Origin of the sequence: Synechococcus sp. HJ21-Hayes, from assembly GCF_024345835.1 — a bacterium.
Lineage (GTDB): Bacteria > Cyanobacteriota > Cyanobacteriia > PCC-6307 > Cyanobiaceae > Vulcanococcus.
Window position 1 is genome coordinate 66,295 of record NZ_JAGQBW010000005.1, and the last position, 15,701, is coordinate 81,995.

15 protein-coding genes are annotated in these 15,701 nt (G+C 68.3%); 10 read left to right on the forward strand and 5 right to left on the reverse strand.

Annotated features, from left to right (window positions below):
- Positions 1-122: 122 nt before the first annotated feature.
- A complete protein-coding gene (locus KBZ14_RS05435; protein WP_255117293.1) occupies positions 123-1,193 on the reverse strand; it encodes a UDP-N-acetylglucosamine--N-acetylmuramyl-(pentapeptide) pyrophosphoryl-undecaprenol N-acetylglucosamine transferase in 1,071 nt (356 codons plus the stop codon).
- A 54-nt stretch (positions 1,194-1,247) separates the two neighbouring features.
- On the opposite strand from KBZ14_RS05435, the gene KBZ14_RS05440 reads away from it, so the two are divergent.
- Positions 1,248-1,994, forward strand: a complete 747-nt coding sequence (locus tag KBZ14_RS05440) for a DUF8623 domain-containing protein (protein ID WP_255117294.1) — start codon at positions 1,248-1,250, stop codon at positions 1,992-1,994.
- Here KBZ14_RS05440 and KBZ14_RS05445 read toward each other — a convergent pair.
- Both KBZ14_RS05445 and KBZ14_RS05450 read right to left on the reverse strand, forming a co-directional pair.
- Positions 1,984-2,853 carry an NAD(P)-dependent oxidoreductase gene (locus KBZ14_RS05445; protein WP_255117295.1) on the reverse strand — a complete coding sequence of 290 codons (870 nt, stop codon included), beginning with the start codon at positions 2,851-2,853 and terminating at the stop codon, positions 1,984-1,986. The two genes, KBZ14_RS05440 and KBZ14_RS05445, sit on opposite strands and share 11 nt — an antisense overlap.
- 13 nt (positions 2,854-2,866) lie before the next feature.
- Positions 2,867-3,340: an EF-hand domain-containing protein gene (locus tag KBZ14_RS05450; RefSeq protein WP_255117296.1), complete on the reverse strand. Its 474-nt coding sequence runs from the start codon at positions 3,338-3,340 to the stop codon at positions 2,867-2,869.
- A gap of 132 nt (positions 3,341-3,472) precedes the next feature.
- Between KBZ14_RS05450 and KBZ14_RS05455 the strand changes: the two genes are divergently transcribed.
- From KBZ14_RS05455 to KBZ14_RS05465, 3 genes are all read left to right on the forward strand, one after another.
- Positions 3,473-4,198, forward strand: a complete 726-nt coding sequence (locus KBZ14_RS05455; protein ID WP_255117297.1) for a response regulator — start codon at positions 3,473-3,475, stop codon at positions 4,196-4,198.
- Positions 4,176-5,453 (forward strand): ATP-binding protein, encoded by a 1,278-nt coding sequence (locus KBZ14_RS05460; RefSeq protein ID WP_255117298.1) that lies wholly within the window; start codon positions 4,176-4,178, stop codon positions 5,451-5,453. Before KBZ14_RS05455 ends, KBZ14_RS05460 begins: the two co-directional genes overlap by 23 nt.
- A 100-nt stretch (positions 5,454-5,553) precedes the next feature.
- Complete coding sequence (locus KBZ14_RS05465) at positions 5,554-5,964, forward strand: hypothetical protein (RefSeq protein ID WP_255117299.1); 411 nt, start codon at positions 5,554-5,556, stop codon at positions 5,962-5,964.
- A 10-nt stretch (positions 5,965-5,974) separates the two neighbouring features.
- Here the strand turns inward: KBZ14_RS05465 and KBZ14_RS05470 are convergent, their stop codons facing one another.
- Positions 5,975-7,183, reverse strand: a complete 1,209-nt coding sequence (locus KBZ14_RS05470; RefSeq protein ID WP_255117300.1) for a phosphoglycerate kinase — start codon at positions 7,181-7,183, stop codon at positions 5,975-5,977.
- Between the two features lie 146 nt (positions 7,184-7,329).
- Between KBZ14_RS05470 and KBZ14_RS05475 the strand changes: the two genes are divergently transcribed.
- The 3 genes from KBZ14_RS05475 to KBZ14_RS05485 are packed head-to-tail and all read left to right on the forward strand — an operon-like array spanning position 7,330 to position 9,658.
- Positions 7,330-7,707: a universal stress protein gene (locus KBZ14_RS05475; protein ID WP_255117301.1), complete on the forward strand. Its 378-nt coding sequence runs from the start codon at positions 7,330-7,332 to the stop codon at positions 7,705-7,707.
- Complete coding sequence (gene ylqF, locus KBZ14_RS05480) at positions 7,707-8,684, forward strand: ribosome biogenesis GTPase YlqF (RefSeq protein ID WP_255117302.1); 978 nt, start codon at positions 7,707-7,709, stop codon at positions 8,682-8,684. The genes KBZ14_RS05475 and ylqF overlap by 1 nt, the downstream gene beginning before the upstream one ends.
- On the forward strand, positions 8,681-9,658 hold the full coding sequence (locus tag KBZ14_RS05485) for an RluA family pseudouridine synthase (protein WP_255117303.1): 978 nt from the start codon (positions 8,681-8,683) through the stop codon (positions 9,656-9,658). Before ylqF ends, KBZ14_RS05485 begins: the two co-directional genes overlap by 4 nt.
- Here KBZ14_RS05485 and KBZ14_RS05490 read toward each other — a convergent pair.
- Positions 9,612-11,207, reverse strand: coding sequence for an ABC transporter ATP-binding protein (locus tag KBZ14_RS05490; RefSeq protein ID WP_255117304.1), 1,596 nt, complete (start codon positions 11,205-11,207; stop codon positions 9,612-9,614). The genes KBZ14_RS05485 and KBZ14_RS05490 overlap by 47 nt on opposite strands.
- Before the next feature lie 98 nt (positions 11,208-11,305).
- Here KBZ14_RS05490 and KBZ14_RS05495 point away from each other — a divergent pair, with 98 nt between their 5' ends.
- The 3 genes from KBZ14_RS05495 to mnmE all read left to right on the forward strand — a co-directional run bounded on the left by KBZ14_RS05495 (position 11,306) and on the right by mnmE (position 15,513).
- Entirely contained in the window at positions 11,306-13,615 is a 2,310-nt protein-coding gene (locus KBZ14_RS05495) for a RelA/SpoT family protein (RefSeq protein ID WP_255117305.1), read from the forward strand.
- A 318-nt stretch (positions 13,616-13,933) separates the two neighbouring features.
- Positions 13,934-14,128 (forward strand): hypothetical protein, encoded by a 195-nt coding sequence (locus tag KBZ14_RS05500; RefSeq protein WP_255117306.1) that lies wholly within the window; start codon positions 13,934-13,936, stop codon positions 14,126-14,128.
- Positions 14,129-14,157: 29 nt separating this feature from the next.
- Positions 14,158-15,513 (forward strand): tRNA uridine-5-carboxymethylaminomethyl(34) synthesis GTPase MnmE, encoded by a 1,356-nt coding sequence (gene mnmE, locus KBZ14_RS05505; protein WP_255117307.1) that lies wholly within the window; start codon positions 14,158-14,160, stop codon positions 15,511-15,513.
- The last annotated feature ends 188 nt before the right edge of the window (positions 15,514-15,701 follow it).

Below are 15,701 nucleotides of genomic sequence, written 5' to 3' on the forward strand. Positions count from 1 at the left end.
GGGGTTTGACGCGGGGCCGCTTCAGTAGCGGCGGGCGGCGTTGTTGAACCAGCCTGATGTGTAGGCGTTGCTGGCCTTCGGGTCCTGTGGCCGCGGCGAGGCGGACATCACGGGCAACGGCATCACAGCGCCATCAGCAACCCTGCCAAAAGCTGATCCGCATCGCGCACGGCCAGTCGTTGCATGCCGGCCTGCAGCTTGTTCAGGGGATCCACGCTGGCGCCTGAGCCCCGCAGCTTCGGGCCCAGCAGTCGCCAGATGGCCTGCTCCAGGGCCGGATGTTCTGGCGGGTGCTGCCACACGATCACGGCGGCCCCCAGGGCGGCCGCAGCGCCGGCGTTGGCGTCCTGGTGCTGGTCGGCGGCCTGGGGGAAGGGCACCAGGATCGAGGGGCTGCCGCACACCGCCAGTTCGCTGAGGCTGCCGGCCCCGGCGCGGCTGATCACCAGATCGGCGTGTTGCAGCAGTCCAGCCATCTCCTCGCTGAAGGGTCGCTCTGCGTAGCCCGGGTGGTGTGGCTGGCCGTTGTCGGGGTCGTTGCTGCCGCTCAGGTGCACCACGCGCACCCCCGCCGCCAGCAATCGGGGCAGCAGCGGCCGCACCATGCGGTTGAGCCCCACGGCGCCTTGGCTGCCGCCCATCACCACCAGCAACGGGCCCGCGCCCGTGGGCACCCAAGTGGGCAGCAGCGCGGGTTGCAGGAAGGTTTTGCGCACCGGGGTGCCGGTAACCCGGGGCTTGCCATGGGACAACTGCTCGGCGGCCTGGGGCAGCCCCACCGCCACGTGGGTGCAGAGCCGACCCAGCAGGCGGGTGACCCGGCCAGGGATGGCATTCGATTCATGCAGCACCACCGGGACGCCACACCAGCGGGCCGCCAGGATTGCCGGGGCGGCGATGTAGCCGCCGGTGCTGAACACCACCCGGATGCGCTCCCGGCGGATCAGCTGCCGCACGCTCACGGTGGAGCCCAGCAGCCGCGCCAGCTGCCAGAGCTTGTGCAACCCCTGGCCCTGCAGGCCGCCGGCGCGGATGGTGTGGAGCTGATAGGTCTGCGGCACCAGCTGGCGCTCCAGCCGGTCGGGCACCCCCAGCCAGTGGATGGTCCAGTCCGGTGGCAGGGCCTCGGCCACGGCCAGGGCCGGGAACAGGTGCCCGCCGGTGCCGCTCGCAGCAATCAGGAGCCTGGACATGGGCAGCGGCGGCAAGCGGGCCTAACTTAAAAGCCAGATCCCGCTTTGCCTGTCGTGCGCTTTCGCCCTCTCCTGCCGGCAGTTCTTGTGCTGGCGGGTGTTGTGGTTGGCGGAGTGCAGCCGGGGGCTCTGCGGGCTGCCCCCAGCCTGGAGGCCCTGCAGACGGCCCTCAACACACCTGGGCCAGGCGCGCTGGGGGCGGTGCTCGAGGCCGGCCCGGGCCTCAATCCGCAGGAGGTGGAGGCTCGCCAGGCTGCCCTGCGCCAGCGCTTCCCCGATGCCCGTTGGACCGTTCGCCCTGGCACCCCACTGCGTGATGGCCGCTCCACCACGGAGGTGGTGGTGCAGGGCACACGCCAGTTGGGGGCCTACGCCTTCCGTTTTGAGGCGCGTCAGCAGCTGGTGCTGGGCGGCAGTGCGGCCCGCTTCAATCGCCAGCAGGTGATCCGCGAAAGCTCCATGCTGCGTAGCGGCGATGCCGATCTGGGCGTCAGCCTGCTGATTCCCGATGCCGTGCTCACGGGCCAGCGCTACGACCTGGACGTCATCTTCGATGACCCCCTGGAGGGCTCCGTGGCGGCCGGAGCGATCAAGTCGGTAAGCGGGGCTGAGCTGATCAGCTTGGAGACCCCGAACCTGGAGTTGGAGGCCCTCGGCGGCGGTGGCCTGTTCAAAACCGTGCAGGCGCCCTACCAACCCGGCACCCAAACCTGGGCCGTGCTGTTGGTGCACCCCAAGGGGATCGTGAGTGCCACCAAGCAGGTGCGGGTGGTGGCCGACCAATCAGGCCTCAATCTCTAGGCTGAAACCAGCGGGCTAGGGCGGACACATCTTCATCGCCATGGCCGGCGTCCAGTAGGGCTGCTTCCATGGCCGCCACCTGGGCGGTGATGGGCAGGTCTAGTTGCTGTCCCGCGGCGGCCTCCAGGGCGATGGTGAGGTCTTTGTGGTGTAGGGCCAGGCGGAAGCCAAGCGGGTAGGTGTTCTCGATCATCTGGCGGCTGCGGTGCTCGAGGGCCCAGGAGCCGGCTGCCCCCTGCCTGAGAGCTTCCACTAGCTCGGCCTGGGGAAGCCCCAGGCGTTGGGCCAAGGCCAGGGCTTCGGCTACGGCGGCATAGCTGCCTGCCACCAGCACCTGGTTCACCGCCTTGGCTTCCTGGCCACAGCCCACCGACCCGAAGTGGCTGATGCTGCGACCAATCACCTCCAACAGGGGCCGTGCCCGTTCCAGATCCGCCGCGCCGCCGCCCACCAGCACCGAGAGGGTGCCGGCCTTGGCGCCCTCGGTGCCGCCCGTGACCGGCGCATCCAGATAGGCCACCCCCTGCTCCTGCAGCTGCTGGGCCAGGCGGCGGCTGGTGGCAGGGCCGATGGTGGAGGTGTCGATCACCAGGGCCCCTGGGCGCAGGGGCGCCGCCGCTAGCACCTCCACCACGGCGGCGTCATCGCTGAGGCAGAGCATCACTACCTCGGCCTCGGCCACCGCGGCGGCGGGGGTGGCCGCCCGCTGGGCCCCCTCGGCGGCCAGGGCCTCTTCCTTGACCCGGGTGCGGTTGTGCACGGTGAGGTGGACACCAGCCCGTAGCAGGTTGGCGGCCATCGGTTGGCCGAGGCATCCCAGCCCCAGGAAGGCAACGCTGGGCAGGCTTGGGGCCGGCATGGAGGCATGGGGCTCAGGAGCCGCCAGCTTGCCGCCTGCGCAGATTCATCAGTTCTTCGCGGCTGATGCCGCCATCACCATTGCTGTCAATGGCGTTGAAGCGCCGCTCCAGCCAGGGGTAGCCATCGGCTTCCTGGTGATCGATCACGCCGTTGCCGTTGCGGTCGGCCGCGGTGAAGAACTGCCGCGCCCGCTCTCCGTAGGCGGCGGGATTGGCTGGAGTGAGGTCGCCTGGCACCAGGTAGCCCCGCCCCTGGCGATCCAGCCGTTGGAAATGGCGCTGTAGGTAGGGATGGCCCTGCACCTCGCTGGGGGTCAGGCGTCGATCACCATTGCGGTCCAGCCGCTCGAACAGCCGTTCCAGTCGCCGTTGGTAGCTCTCCAGTTCGCCACCGGTCTGTGCCTGCATCGGCCTGCACCACACCAACAGCAGTCCAAAAGCCAGCACCGCAGTGAGCCTGGAGGCGATCACGCTTGGCTGCAGCACCCCCATGCCCCAAGGCTATGAGTGCCCGGCCATCGTCGACAGCCCTGAGGCGCTGAACCGATGACTGGATCCTTCTGCCGCTGACCCGGCGCCCGGATCTCCATACAGTCGGACCAGCGGCCGGTTGCCCGGATGGGCAAGTCACAGCACATCTGGGTGGTGGACGACGATCCCGAACAGCGGCGTTTGCTCGGCACCTACCTCACCGACCAGGGCTACGACGTGCGTTGCCTCTCCACCGGCGAGCAGCTGATGGCCCGGCTGGAGAGCCAGAGGCCCGATCTGGTGGTGCTTGATGTGATGCTCCCTGGCGAGGATGGCCTCACCCTGCTGCGGCGTCTGCGTGACGGTGGCGACGACCTGCCGGTGGTGATGCTCACCGCCAAGGGGGATGCCGTGGATCGGATCATCGGCCTGGAGCAAGGGGCCGACGACTACTTGGGCAAGCCCTTCCTGCCCAGGGAACTCACGGCCCGCATCGAGGCCGTGTTGCGGCGCCGGGTGGCCCTGCCTGCTGGCACCCCCCTGGCGGAGGGCCAGCAGGTGGCCTTCGGCGACAACGTGCTCGATCTGGCGGCCCGGGTGCTGCAGCGCGGCGGGGAGCCGGTGGTGATGACCAGCGGTGAGTTCAGCCTGCTGCTGGCCTTTGTGCAGCACCCCCACCGGCCCCTCTCGCGGGAGCGGCTGATCGAGTTGGCCCGTGGCCCCGGTTCCGACACCGATAGCCGCAGCATGGACGTGCAGGTGTCACGCGTTCGACGACTGGTGGAGCCCGATCCCACTCGGCCTCGCTACCTGCAGACCGTCTGGGGCTATGGCTACGTGTTCGTGCCCGATGGCCAGCCCCGCACCCGTTAGGTATGCCCTGGTGGGGGCTGGGGTGTCGGCCCTCAGCCTGGTGCTGCTCCAAGCCCTGCTCGCTCAGCGCTTGGAGCGGGCCCAGATCGCCCAGATGGGCCCCGAGGTGGCGTTCAACCTGCGGCTGGGGGAGCTGGCCCTCGAGCGCCTGCCGCCTGCTGCCCTCTCCCGTTTAAGTGGCCTGCCCCTGCGGGTAGGGGAGCTGCCCCCCACCGGTGGGGATGGCCGCCTGGCGGTGCAGGCGGAGCGTCTGCAGCAGGCTCTGTGCCGGCAGCTCTCCCACTGTCCTCCCGTGTTGCCCGCGGCTGGGGATCCCCGGGGTGTGTGGGTGGCGTTGCTTTCGCCTCTCGAGCCGGTGTGGCTGTTTGCGCCGATGCGCTCACCCCAGCGCTGGCCCCTGGATCCGCTGCTGCTTGGTCTGGCCTTGCTGGGGGGCAGCGTGTCGGCCTCGTTGTTGTTCCTCTGGGTTGAGGTGCAACGGCCTCTCCAGCGTTTGGAGCAAGCCCTCAGCCAGGTGGGGCTGGCGGCACGGCCGGCTCCGCTGGCGGCCCAGGGCACCGGCGCGGTGCGGCGGCTCACGGGGCGGTTCAACGCCATGGTGCAGCGCTTGGACCAGACTGAGCGAGAGCGCGAGACGATGCTCGCCGGCATCGCCCACGATCTCAAGAGCCCCATCACGCGTTTGCGCCTCCGGCTCGGGTTGGCCCGGCCGGATCCGGCCGATCTTCAGCGCTCTGAGGCGGATCTCGATGCCCTTGAGCGCATCACGGCCCAGTTCCTGTTGTTTGCCGGCGGCGTGGATGCGGAGCCGCCGGTGGAGGTGCCCTTGGAGCAGCTGTTGGCAGAGCTGAGTGCCGCCATTGATCCCTGTGAGCTGCAGCTGGATCTTGAGCCGATGCAACGCTGGGTTCAGCCCACTGCGCTTGGCAGGGCCGTGGGCAACCTGCTGGATAACGCCCTAAGCCATGGTCAGAGGCCGCTGCGGTTGCTGCTGCGCCCAGGGCTGCCGGAGGGGGAGGGGTTCCGGATTGCGGTGTGGGATTGCGGTGCGGGGATCGCGCCCGATCAGTGGGGCCAGGCCCTGATGCCCTTCCAACGGCTGGATCGCGCCCGTGGGGGCCTGGGCCATTGCGGGCTGGGCCTGGCCATCGCTGCACGGGTGGCGGCAGCCCATGGCGGTGGGCTGGAGGCCCAGCGCAGCGAGCAGGGCTTTGCCGTGGTGCTGCAGGGGCGCTCGCTGCAGCCAGCAGCGTGAGCGGTGCTCAGTTAGTTCTGGTCATCGATCAGATCAGCGGCAGTCAGGTTTGGGTTAGATCCGCTGCTGAACCTGGGGGAGTCGCCTGTTGAGCGTTCCCATGCCTTCCCGTCTCCGTTCCTGGCCCGCCCTGGCCGCCCTTCTGGTGCTGAGCGGGGGCAGTGTTCTGGCGCAGCAGCCGGCACCACCATCCCAACGGCAGGAGCGTTGGCAGGGCCGGCAGCGCCAGCGGGTCGAAGCCCTCACCAAGCTCAGCCCCCAGCAGCGCCGCGACTACGTGAGGGCCCAGCGAGACCTGGAGCAGCGTTTCCACAGCCAGCGGCTGACGCTGCTGGATCAGAGCGGCACCTGTCTGGAGCAGGCCCAAGGCCAGCTAGCAGTGGAGCGTTGTCTGGAGCGCCTGCAAAGCGGTCGCCTGCAGCTACGTCGTGAGGAGATGACGCTGATGCAGGAGCTGCACCAGCGTTTCGGCCTGCCCGTTGGCAAGGGAGGCCGGCAACCCGCGGGCTGAAGGCGGAGGTTCAGGCGGCTTCGTCGAGGGCGGCCACTCCGGGCAGCACCTTGCCTTCCAGCAGCTCCAGGCTGGCGCCACCACCGGTGGAGATGTGGGACATCTTGTCGGCCACGCCCACCTTCTCCACGGCGGCCACGGAGTCACCGCCGCCGATGATCGTGCAGCAGCCCTTGGCGCTCAGGTCGGCCAGGGTGTGGGCGATGCCATTGGTGCCGGCGGCGAACTTGTCGAACTCGAACACGCCCATGGGGCCGTTCCAGATCACGGTCTTGCAGTCGGCCAGTGCTTCCTGGAAGGCCTTGATCGAGTCGGGGCCGATGTCCAGGCCCATCCAGCCATCGGGGATGGCGTTGATGGATACGGTCTGGCTGTTGGCGTCGGGGGCGAAGTTGTCGGCCAGCACCACATCGGTAGGCAGCAGCAGCTGAACGCCCTTGGCGGCTGCCTTGGCCTCCAGTTCCTTGGCCAGCTCCAGCTTGTCCTCTTCCACCAGGCTCTTGCCCACCGCCAGGCCGCGGGCCTTGTAGAAGGTGAAGATCATCCCGCCGCCGATCAGCACCTTGTCGCACTTGTCGATCAGGGCCTCGAGCACGCCGATCTTGGAGCTCACCTTGGAGCCGCCCACGATGGCGGCGAGGGGGCGCTTGGGCTCATCGATGGCGCCCTGCAGGTACTGCAGCTCCTTCTCCATCAGATAGCCGGCCACGCTGGGGCTGAGGTATTGGGTCACGCCCTCGGTGGAGGCATGGGCGCGGTGGGCGGCGCCGAAGGCGTCGTTCACGTACACATCGGCTAGGCCGGCCAGCTGCTTGGCGAAATCGCCCTCGTTCTTCTCTTCTTCGGCGAAGAAGCGCACGTTCTCCAGCAGCACCACATCCCCTTCGGCCATGGCGGCCACCTTGGCTTCGGCATCGGCGCCGATGCAGCTGTCGGTCTTCACCACGGGCTTGCCCAGCAGCTCAGCCAGGCGGGCCGCCACGGGGGTGAGGCGCATGGCCTCGTTCACCTGGCCCTTGGGGCGGCCGAAGTGGGCCGCCAGGATCACCTTGGAGCCCTTGGCGGTGAGGGCATTAATGGTGGGCAGAGCAGCCCGGATGCGCGTGTCATCGGTGATGGCACCGGCGTCATCGAGAGGAACGTTGAAGTCAACCCGGACCAGCACGCGCTTGCCGCGCAGGTCATCAGCGGAGAGGCTGGCCAGGGAGCGCTTCGCCATGGGGTCGAAAGGGGGATTCGGTCGGGCGAATTTAGCGGGCGGGTCAAGAGGGGCAGGCTGTAGGGCTCTGGCCTCGTTGATCCCCTCCACACGATGAGCGCGGCCTTGCCAGGGCGCTAGACAGAGGGGGCACCGGCCGGTTGGCCATGTTCGAGATTGTTCTGTTCCCCATCGACCGCAGCCGCCAGGCTGCCGAAACCGCTGCCACGGCCTTGAAATTGGCGCAGCAGCACGACAGCCGCCTGGTGGTGCTGTCGGTGGTGGAGCCCGGGCAGGACGATCCCGCTGCCGTGGCAGAGCTGCTGGAGCAGGCCCGCAGCCGTTTTCACGAGCAGGGCGTGAGCTGCGAGGTGATTGAGCGGGAGGGGAAGCCGGCCTTCGTGATCTGCGATGTGGCCGATGAGATCAATGCTGATGTGATCGTGATGGGCACCCGCGGCCTCAGCCTCGAGGCCGACGAGGCCCCGAGCACCGCCTCCCGGGTGATTCAGCTGGCGCCCTGCCCCGTGCTGGTGGTGCCGTGATGGAGGCTGAACTGCTCAGCAGTGCCGCCCCGGCGATCCAGTGGTATCCCGGGCATATCGCCAAGGCGGAGCGTTCCCTCACCGACAACCTGGCGAAGGTGGATCTGGTGATTGAGGTACGGGACGCCCGCATCCCCATGGCCACCAGCCATCCCCGCCTGCAGCGCTGGATCAAGGGCAAGCAGCACCTGCTGGTGGTGAATCGGCGCGACATGATCAGCCCGGAGGCCCGCCAGTTGTGGGAGTCGTGGTTTCGGGCCCATGGGCAGACGCCCTGGTGGTGTGATGCCAAGGCCGGCACCGGTGTGAAGCAACTGCAGCAGGCGGCGATCCGGGCCGGCGCGGCTCTCAACGCCCGCCGCGCCGGTCGCGGCATGAAGCCCAGGCCCGTGCGGGCGTTGATGCTGGGCTTCCCCAACGTGGGGAAGTCGGCCCTGATCAATCGCCTGGTGCGCCAGAAGGTGGTGGACAGTGCCCGCCGGGCCGGAGTGACTCGCAGCCTGCGTTGGGTGCGGCTGGGGCAGGACCTTGACCTGCTGGATGCCCCAGGGGTGTTGCCACCCAGGCTGGATGACCAGCTGGCGGCCCTGCGCCTCGCCCTGTGCGACGACATCGGCCAGGCCGCCTACGACGGTGAAGCGGTGGCCATGGCCTTCGTGCGGGTACTGGCGGCACTGGAACCTGTACTGGCTGCGGGTGTGCCCGCTGGGTTGCTGGAGCGCCGCTATGGGGTGCCGTTGCAGGCGCTCGCGGCAGCGGCTGCCTGCTCTGAGGCGCCTTTTGAGGGTTCTGTACAGGCTGTACAGAATGCCGGAGAGCGCCCTGCAGGCATTCCCCCCGATGCCGCCGCCTGGTTGGAGGCCGCGGCTACGCGCCATACCAGCGGCGACACGGCTCGTATGGCCCAGCGCCTGCTCGACGACTTCCGCCGCGGCGTGCTCGGCCCCATTGCCCTGGAGCTGCCGCGCCAGCCATGAGTGGGTTCGGAGAAGGCGAAGGCGAGTTGCTCACGCTCAGCTATCCCAAGCCGCTCCCCATGCGGCTGGATCGCTGGTTGGTGGCCCAGCGGCCCGAGCAGAGCCGTGCGCGCATCCAGAAATTCATCGATGCCGGCTATGTGCGGGTGAACGGCGTCACCGGCCGCGCCAAGACCCCCTTGCGCCAGCACGACACGGTGGAACTGTGGATGCCGCCACCCGAGCCCCTGCCCTACCTGCTGGCCCAGGACATCCCCCTGGATGTGCTGTTTGAAGACCAGCACCTGATCGTGCTCAACAAGCCCGCCGGCCTCACGGTGCACCCGGCGCCTGGCAACAAGGACGGCACCCTGGTGAACGGCCTCCTGCACCACTGCCCCGACCTACCCGGCATCGGTGGTGAACTGCGCCCAGGCATCGTGCACCGCCTCGACAAGGACACCACCGGTTGCATCGTGGTGGCCAAGAGTCAGGAGGCACTGGTGAAGCTGCAGGTGCAGATCCAGCAGCGGGTGGCCTCGCGCAACTACGTGGCGGTCGTGCATGGCGTGCCCGCCGCTGACCATGGCACTATCGTGGGCGCCATCGGCCGCCATCCCGCCGATCGCAAGAAATATGCGGTGTTGCACGACGACACCGGCCGCCACGCCTGCACCCACTGGACCCTGCTGGAGCGGCTGGGCGATTATTCGCTGCTGCGCTTCAAGCTGGACACCGGCCGCACCCACCAGATTCGGGTTCACTGTGCCCATATCGGCCATCCGATCGTGGGGGATCCCACCTACAGCCGGTGCCGCAAGTTGCCGATGGCCCTGCCGGGGCAGGCCCTGCATGCGATCCAGCTGGGGCTGGATCACCCGATCACCCGTGAGCGGATGTTGTTTGAAGCGCCGCTGCCGCAGGTGATGGAGAAGTTGCTCGCGCTGCTCAGGCGGCGGGCAGGCGCGGACAGGCTTCCACCAGCGTGCGCGTGATCGGCGCCTGGGGGGCAGCCAACAGCTGATCCCCAGGCCCCTCCTCCACGATTCGGCCGCCATCCAGCACGATCACCCGCTGGCAGAAGCCACTGGCCACCGCCAGATCGTGCGTCACGAACAGCATCCCCAGGCCCAGGCGTTGCTGCAGCTCCCGCAGCAGCTCCAGCACCTCGGCCTGCACTTCGGCATCGAGCATGCTCACGCTCTCGTCGCAGAGCAACACCTGGGGATCGAGCACCAGGGCGCGGGCGATGGCCACCCGCTGTTGCTGGCCGCCGGAGAGCTGGCGGGGCAGGCGGTGTTCAAAAGCCTCCGGTGGGTTCAGCCCCACGGCGGCCAGCAGCTCGCGTGCCCGCTCCCGGGCATCGGCGCGGCTGGCGAGCCGATGGATTAGCAGGGGATCGGCGATGGCCTGGCCCACCGTCATGGCCGGGTTCAGGCAGGCCAAGGGGTCCTGGAACACCATCTGGATGCAACGGCGGGCCCGGCGGTTCAGCGCCTGCCCCCGCAGCCGCACGCTGCCGCCCCGCACAGGCACCAGCCCCATCAGGGCACGACACAGGGTGCTTTTGCCGCAGCCTGAGGCTCCCACGACCCCAATGGTTTCGCCCTCGTGCAGCCGCAGGCTCACGCCATCCACCGCTTTGTACCAGCGCTGCTGCCAGGGCAGGGAGGGCAGCGGATGCCAGCAACGCAGGGCCTCCAGCTCCAGTAGCACCGGTGTGGCCGCAGGAGCGGCCGGGGTGGGGCTGCCCTCCCGGCTGCGGGCGGCCGCCACCAGCCGTTGGGCCAGGGCGGATTGGGGCTGGCTCAGTAGTTGCCAGGCCGGGGCCTGCTCCACCAGCTGGCCGCGATCCAGCACGGCGATCTGCTGGCACCAGCGGCCCGCCATGGCCAGGTCGTGGGTGATCAGCAGCAGGGCACTGCCCGATTCCTCGCACAGCGCGCTGAGTTCCCCCATCACCTGCCCTGCCACCGCCACATCCAGGCTGGTGGTGGGTTCATCGGCGATCACCAGTGGTGGCTCCAGGGCCATGGCCAGGGCGATGGCCAGGCGCTGGCGCATGCCGCCACTGAATTGATGGGGATAACTGCTGTAGCGGTCGGCCCGGATGCCCACCCGCTCCAATAGATCCTCCGCCCGCAGCCGCAGCTGCCGGCGCGTCCAGCGGGGCCGATGGTCGGCCAGGGTGTCGCTCAGGTGCTCCCCGATGGTGAGCAGGGGATTGAGCCGGGTCATGGGGTCCTGGAACACCAGGCCCACCGCTTCGCCGCGCAGGTGGCGCAGGGCCGAGCGTCGCAGCTGGCGCGGGTCTTGACCCGCGAGTTGCAGCGCGCCGCTGCAGGTGCTGCCCTGCGGAAGCAGTTGCAACACGGCCCGCGCCACGGTGCTCTTGCCACAGCCGGAAGGCCCCACCAGGGCGAGGCGTTCCCCCGGGTGCAGGCTCAGATCCAGCCCGTTGAGGGTGGGGGTGTCAATGCCGGGGTACTGCACCACCAACTGCTTCAGGGTAAGCACCGGGCCGGTCATGGAGGGCGCGGCCATGGCGGGCGAGCAGGGTGGCTCCAGCTTGGACTGCGAACCAGCACTCGCGGGTGGTTTGTTTCGCCCGCTGCATACGATGGTTTGAAACGCAGTGCGCCATGCTCCACGCGGTGCCAGCCACGGCCGAAGCAGCTGCATCTGTGCCGCCCCTGCCCCTGGGACGCCGGCAGATTCGCACCCTGGACGACTACGGCATCCCCTTGCCGGAGTGGCTGCAGCGCTGCCTGGATCACGTGCCCCCGGGGACCGGCGAGAGCTGTCCCACCGATGCCGAGGCCCTGCTGGCTTCGGCTTTTGATTTCGCCTTTCAGCTCCATGATGGTCAGGTGCGGGCTAGCGGGGAGCCCTACATCTGCCATCCGGTGGCGGTTGCCGATCTATTGCGCGATATCGGTGCCAGTGCTGGTGTGATCGCGGCCGGCTTCCTCCACGACGTGGTGGAAGACACCGATGTGACCCCCGAGGAGATCGAGCAGCACTTCGGTGCTGAGGTGCGGGGCCTGGTGGAAGGCGTTACCAAGTTGGGCGGCATTCACTTCACCAACAAAACAGAGGCGCAGGCTGAAAACCTGCGGCGCATGTTCCTGGCTATGGCCAGTGATATCCGTGTGGTGTTGGTGAAGCTGGCCGATCGCCTCCACAACATGCGCACCCTCGGGGCCCTCAAGCCTGAGAAGCAGCAGCGCATTGCCCGTGAAACCCGCGAGATCTACGGTCCGCTGGCCAACCGCCTGGGCATCGGCCGGCTCAAGTGGGAACTGGAAGATCTGGCTTTCAAAATCCTTGAGCCGGAGGCCTTCCGCGAGATCCAGCAGCAAGTGGCCACCAAGCGCAGTGAGCGGGAGGAGCGGCTCGGGGTCACGGTGCAGCTGCTGCGCGATCGCCTTGCCGCCGCTGGCTTGAACGACTGCGATGTGAGTGGCCGGCCGAAGCACCTCTATGGCATCTGGAGCAAGATGCAGCGCCAGCAGAAGGCCTTCCACGAGATCTACGACGTGGCAGCCCTGCGAATCCTCACCCCCAACCTGGAGAGCTGCTACCGAGCTCTGGCGGTGGTGCACGACACCTTCCGGCCCATTCCCGGTCGCTTTAAGGACTACATCGGCCTGCCCAAGCCCAATGGCTACCAGTCGTTGCATACGGCGGTGATCGGTCGCCATCGGCCGATTGAGGTGCAGATCCGCACGGCGGACATGCATCAGGTAGCGGAATTCGGCATTGCTGCTCACTGGAAATACAAGGAGGGCGGCTCGCCAGCAGCCACAGGCAATGATGCCGAGCGCTTCAACTGGCTGCGGCAGCTGGTGGATTGGCAGAAGGATGGCGTTGGCGAGGACAGCAACGACTTTCTGCGATCCATCAAGGAAGACTTGTTCGATGAAGAGGTGTTCGTGTTCACCCCCAGCGGCGATGTGGTGGGGCTGCGCAAGGGATCCACGGCCGTGGACTTCGCTTATCGCATCCACTCCGAGGTGGGTAATCACTGTCAGGGTGTTCGCATCAACGATCGCCTCTGTCCCCTGGCCACGCCCCTGCAGAACGGCGACTTCGTGCAGGTGATTACCGCCAAGAGTGCTCACCCCAGCCTGGATTGGCTCAATTTCGTGGCCACCCCCACGGCGCGCAATCGCATCCGCCAGTGGTACAAGAAAAGCCACCGCGAGGACAACATCCTGCGGGGCACTGCGATGCTCGAACGGGAGCTCGGGCGTGATGGCTTCGATGCTCTTCTGCACGGCGAGGCCATGGCCAAGGTGGCCCGCCGCTGCAACCTGGTGGGTACGGAAGATCTGCTGGCTGCCATCGGCTTCGGCGGGGTCACCCTGCACCAAGTGCTCAACCGCTTGCGGGAGGAGCTACGCCTGGCCACCGCGGCGGCAGCGCCTGTCCTGAGCAACGAAGAGTTGGCCCGCAATGTGTCGGGGCAAGGCCACCAGCCCCCCGCATCCCACGGCGATGCCAGCCCGATCCTGGGCCTGGAGGGCCTGGAATACCGCATGGGTGGCTGCTGCAGCCCCCTGCCGGGCGAGCCGATCGTGGCCACCGTGGCCCTGGGCAATCACGGCATCACCATTCACCGCCAGGACTGCGCCAATCTCACGCCGGTGCCCGTCGAGCGGCGGTTGCCGGTGCGCTGGAACTCCCTGGCCGACGACCAGCGGCGCCGTTATCCGGTGCAGCTGCGCATCGAGGTGCTGGACCGGGTGGGCGTGCTCAAGGACATCCTCACGCGCCTCTCGGATAGCCGGATCAATGTGAGCGATGCTCGGGTGCGCACGAATCCCGGCAAGCCCGCCCGCATCGACCTGCGGGTGGAACTCGCCAGTGCCGCCCAGCTGCGCACCACCATGGATCAGATCCGCTCGATGGCCGATGTGCTCGACCTGGCCCGCACGGGCATTGGTTGAGGGCTGGTGACGGCCCCGCACACCTTGTTCGGGTTCAGGGCAGGGTGAAGCCCGAGGTGTTCAGGTGCTTGAGATCCAGCAGCACAACCGTGAGCCAACCCAGCAGGGCCAACCCTCCGATCGCGCCGAGGGCCACCAGTAAGGCGACGAGTGCCGACCGTGGGGACCCGTTGTCGTTCGCCACGCTCGTGCCCTGTAGATAGGGGATCCTCCCACGCCTGCAGGTTGGCGTCTGCCGACACGGCGCTGGCTGGGTGTGCAGCACTACAGCGTGTCGCCTGCGTCGCTCGTACAACAGCGCCACACCGGGGCGTTGCCATGACCTCCGACCAAGCCGCTCAACTGATCGACGACACCCTGGATCGGGTGCATCAGCGCCTGCTGGAGCTGGAAGCGGCCCAGCAGCGGTGGGCCCATCGTGCCCTTGCCGAGGAGTTCCGCGAATGGCGTCATCCCGTTGGTGGCCACATCGATCTGATGGTGTGCCCGGGCTTCCCCTCCGGCGGCAGTTGAGACTGGCCTAACGGGTTCCCACAGCTGCCTTGATTGAGGACACCATCGCGGCGGTTGCCACGGCCGTTGCCGCCGGTGAAGGCAGCGTTGCAATCGTGCGGATATCGGGGCCTGCAGCTTCGGCCATCGGGCAGGGCCTGTTTGTGGCCCCCGGCCATCAGCCCTGGCACAGCCATCGGGTGCTCTATGGCCACGTGGTGGATCCCGCCACGGCGGAACGGGTGGATGAGGCCCTGCTTCTGTGGATGCAGGCCCCGCGCAGTTTCACCCGTGAGGATGTGGTGGAGCTCCACTGCCACGGCGGCTTGGTGGCGGTGCAGCGGGTGCTGGAGCTGGTGCTGGCGGCCGGAGCCCGCCGGGCCGAGCCCGGGGAGTTCAGCCAGCGGGCTTTTCTCAACGGCCGGCTCGACCTCACCCGCGCCGAGGCGATCAGCGAGATGATCACCGCCCGCAGCCGCCGGGCCGCCCAGCTGGCCATGGCCGGCATCGACGGCGGCCTGCAGCAGCGCATCGGCGGCCTGCGGGGGCGGTTGCTGGACCAGTTGGCGGAGCTGGAGGCCCGGGTGGATTTCGAGGAGGATCTGCCCCCTCTCGATGGCGCCGCGGTGGTAGCGGACTTGGTGGATGTGCGGGCTGCGCTGGAGCAGCTGGTGGTGGAGGCCCGCCAGGGGGAGCTGCTGCGCGACGGCCTGCGGGTAGCGATCGTGGGTCGTCCCAATGTGGGCAAATCGAGCCTGCTCAACCTGCTCAGCCGCCGCGAGCGGGCAATCGTGACCGACCTGCCCGGCACCACCCGCGACCTGCTCGAGAGCGAGCTGGTGCTTGACGGCGTGCCGCTCACCCTGCTCGATACCGCCGGCATCCGCCCCACCAGCGACCGGGTGGAGCAGCTGGGCATCGAGCGTTCGCGCCAGGCCTTAGCGGCGGCCGATGTGGTGCTGCTGCTCTTTGACCTCTCCCTGGGCTGGACGGCGGACGATGAGCAGCTGCGCCAGCTGGTGCCCGAGGGGGCCGTTCTGCTAGTGGCCGGTAACAAGGCGGATCTGGCCGGAGCTGATCGCGCCCCACTGATGCCGCCCCATGTGGCCTTCAGCGCCCTTACTGGCGAGGGCCGCGATCAGCTCGTGGCTGAGCTGCTGCGCCGCTGTGGCGCCGGCCCCCTGGAGGGGGTGCAGGTGGCCCTCAATGTCCGCCAGCGGGATCTGGCGGCGGCGGCGGCGATGAGTCTGGGGGCCTCGCTTGAGGCGGCCGAACAGCAGCTGCCCTGGGATTTCTGGACGATTGATCTGCGGGCGGCCGTGCGCTCCCTCGGCGAGATCACGGGTGAGGAGGTGAGTGAAGCGGTGCTGGATCGAGTGTTTGCCCGCTTCTGTATTGGCAAATAGCTGAGCCTCCTGGGACCAGCCTGGCGGCCAGGAATGCCAGGGCCATCACGGCCGCGGTGCCGGGAACCGTGAGGCTCAGCGCCACCGCTGCAGCCAGGGGACCAAGGCAATCACTGGTTGGTGAGTTCGATTCAAGTCGTCCACGAGAATTTGGCAATCTTTGTCGTATTGGGCCGGCCCCGGCAGCT

Bases quoted from the DNA above. Each gene is read 5' to 3' on its own strand.
- KBZ14_RS05460 (WP_255117298.1), top strand. From the start codon at position 4,176: ATGGCCAGCCCCGCACCCGTTAGGTATGCCCTGGTGGGGGCTGGGGTG.
- KBZ14_RS05445 (WP_255117295.1), bottom strand. From the start codon at position 2,853: ATGCCGGCCCCAAGCCTGCCCAGCGTTGCCTTCCTGGGGCTGGGATGC.
- ylqF (WP_255117302.1), top strand. From the start codon at position 7,707: ATGGAGGCTGAACTGCTCAGCAGTGCCGCCCCGGCGATCCAGTGGTAT.
- KBZ14_RS05465 (WP_255117299.1), top strand. From the start codon at position 5,554: ATGCCTTCCCGTCTCCGTTCCTGGCCCGCCCTGGCCGCCCTTCTGGTG.
- KBZ14_RS05470 (WP_255117300.1), bottom strand. From the start codon at position 7,183: ATGGCGAAGCGCTCCCTGGCCAGCCTCTCCGCTGATGACCTGCGCGGC.
- KBZ14_RS05490 (WP_255117304.1), bottom strand. From the start codon at position 11,207: ATGGCCGCGCCCTCCATGACCGGCCCGGTGCTTACCCTGAAGCAGTTG.
- KBZ14_RS05435 (WP_255117293.1), bottom strand. From the start codon at position 1,193: ATGTCCAGGCTCCTGATTGCTGCGAGCGGCACCGGCGGGCACCTGTTC.
- KBZ14_RS05455 (WP_255117297.1), top strand. From the start codon at position 3,473: ATGGGCAAGTCACAGCACATCTGGGTGGTGGACGACGATCCCGAACAG.
- KBZ14_RS05485 (WP_255117303.1), top strand. From the start codon at position 8,681: ATGAGTGGGTTCGGAGAAGGCGAAGGCGAGTTGCTCACGCTCAGCTAT.
- KBZ14_RS05475 (WP_255117301.1), top strand. From the start codon at position 7,330: ATGTTCGAGATTGTTCTGTTCCCCATCGACCGCAGCCGCCAGGCTGCC.
- KBZ14_RS05495 (WP_255117305.1), top strand. From the start codon at position 11,306: ATGCTCCACGCGGTGCCAGCCACGGCCGAAGCAGCTGCATCTGTGCCG.
- KBZ14_RS05500 (WP_255117306.1), top strand. From the start codon at position 13,934: ATGACCTCCGACCAAGCCGCTCAACTGATCGACGACACCCTGGATCGG.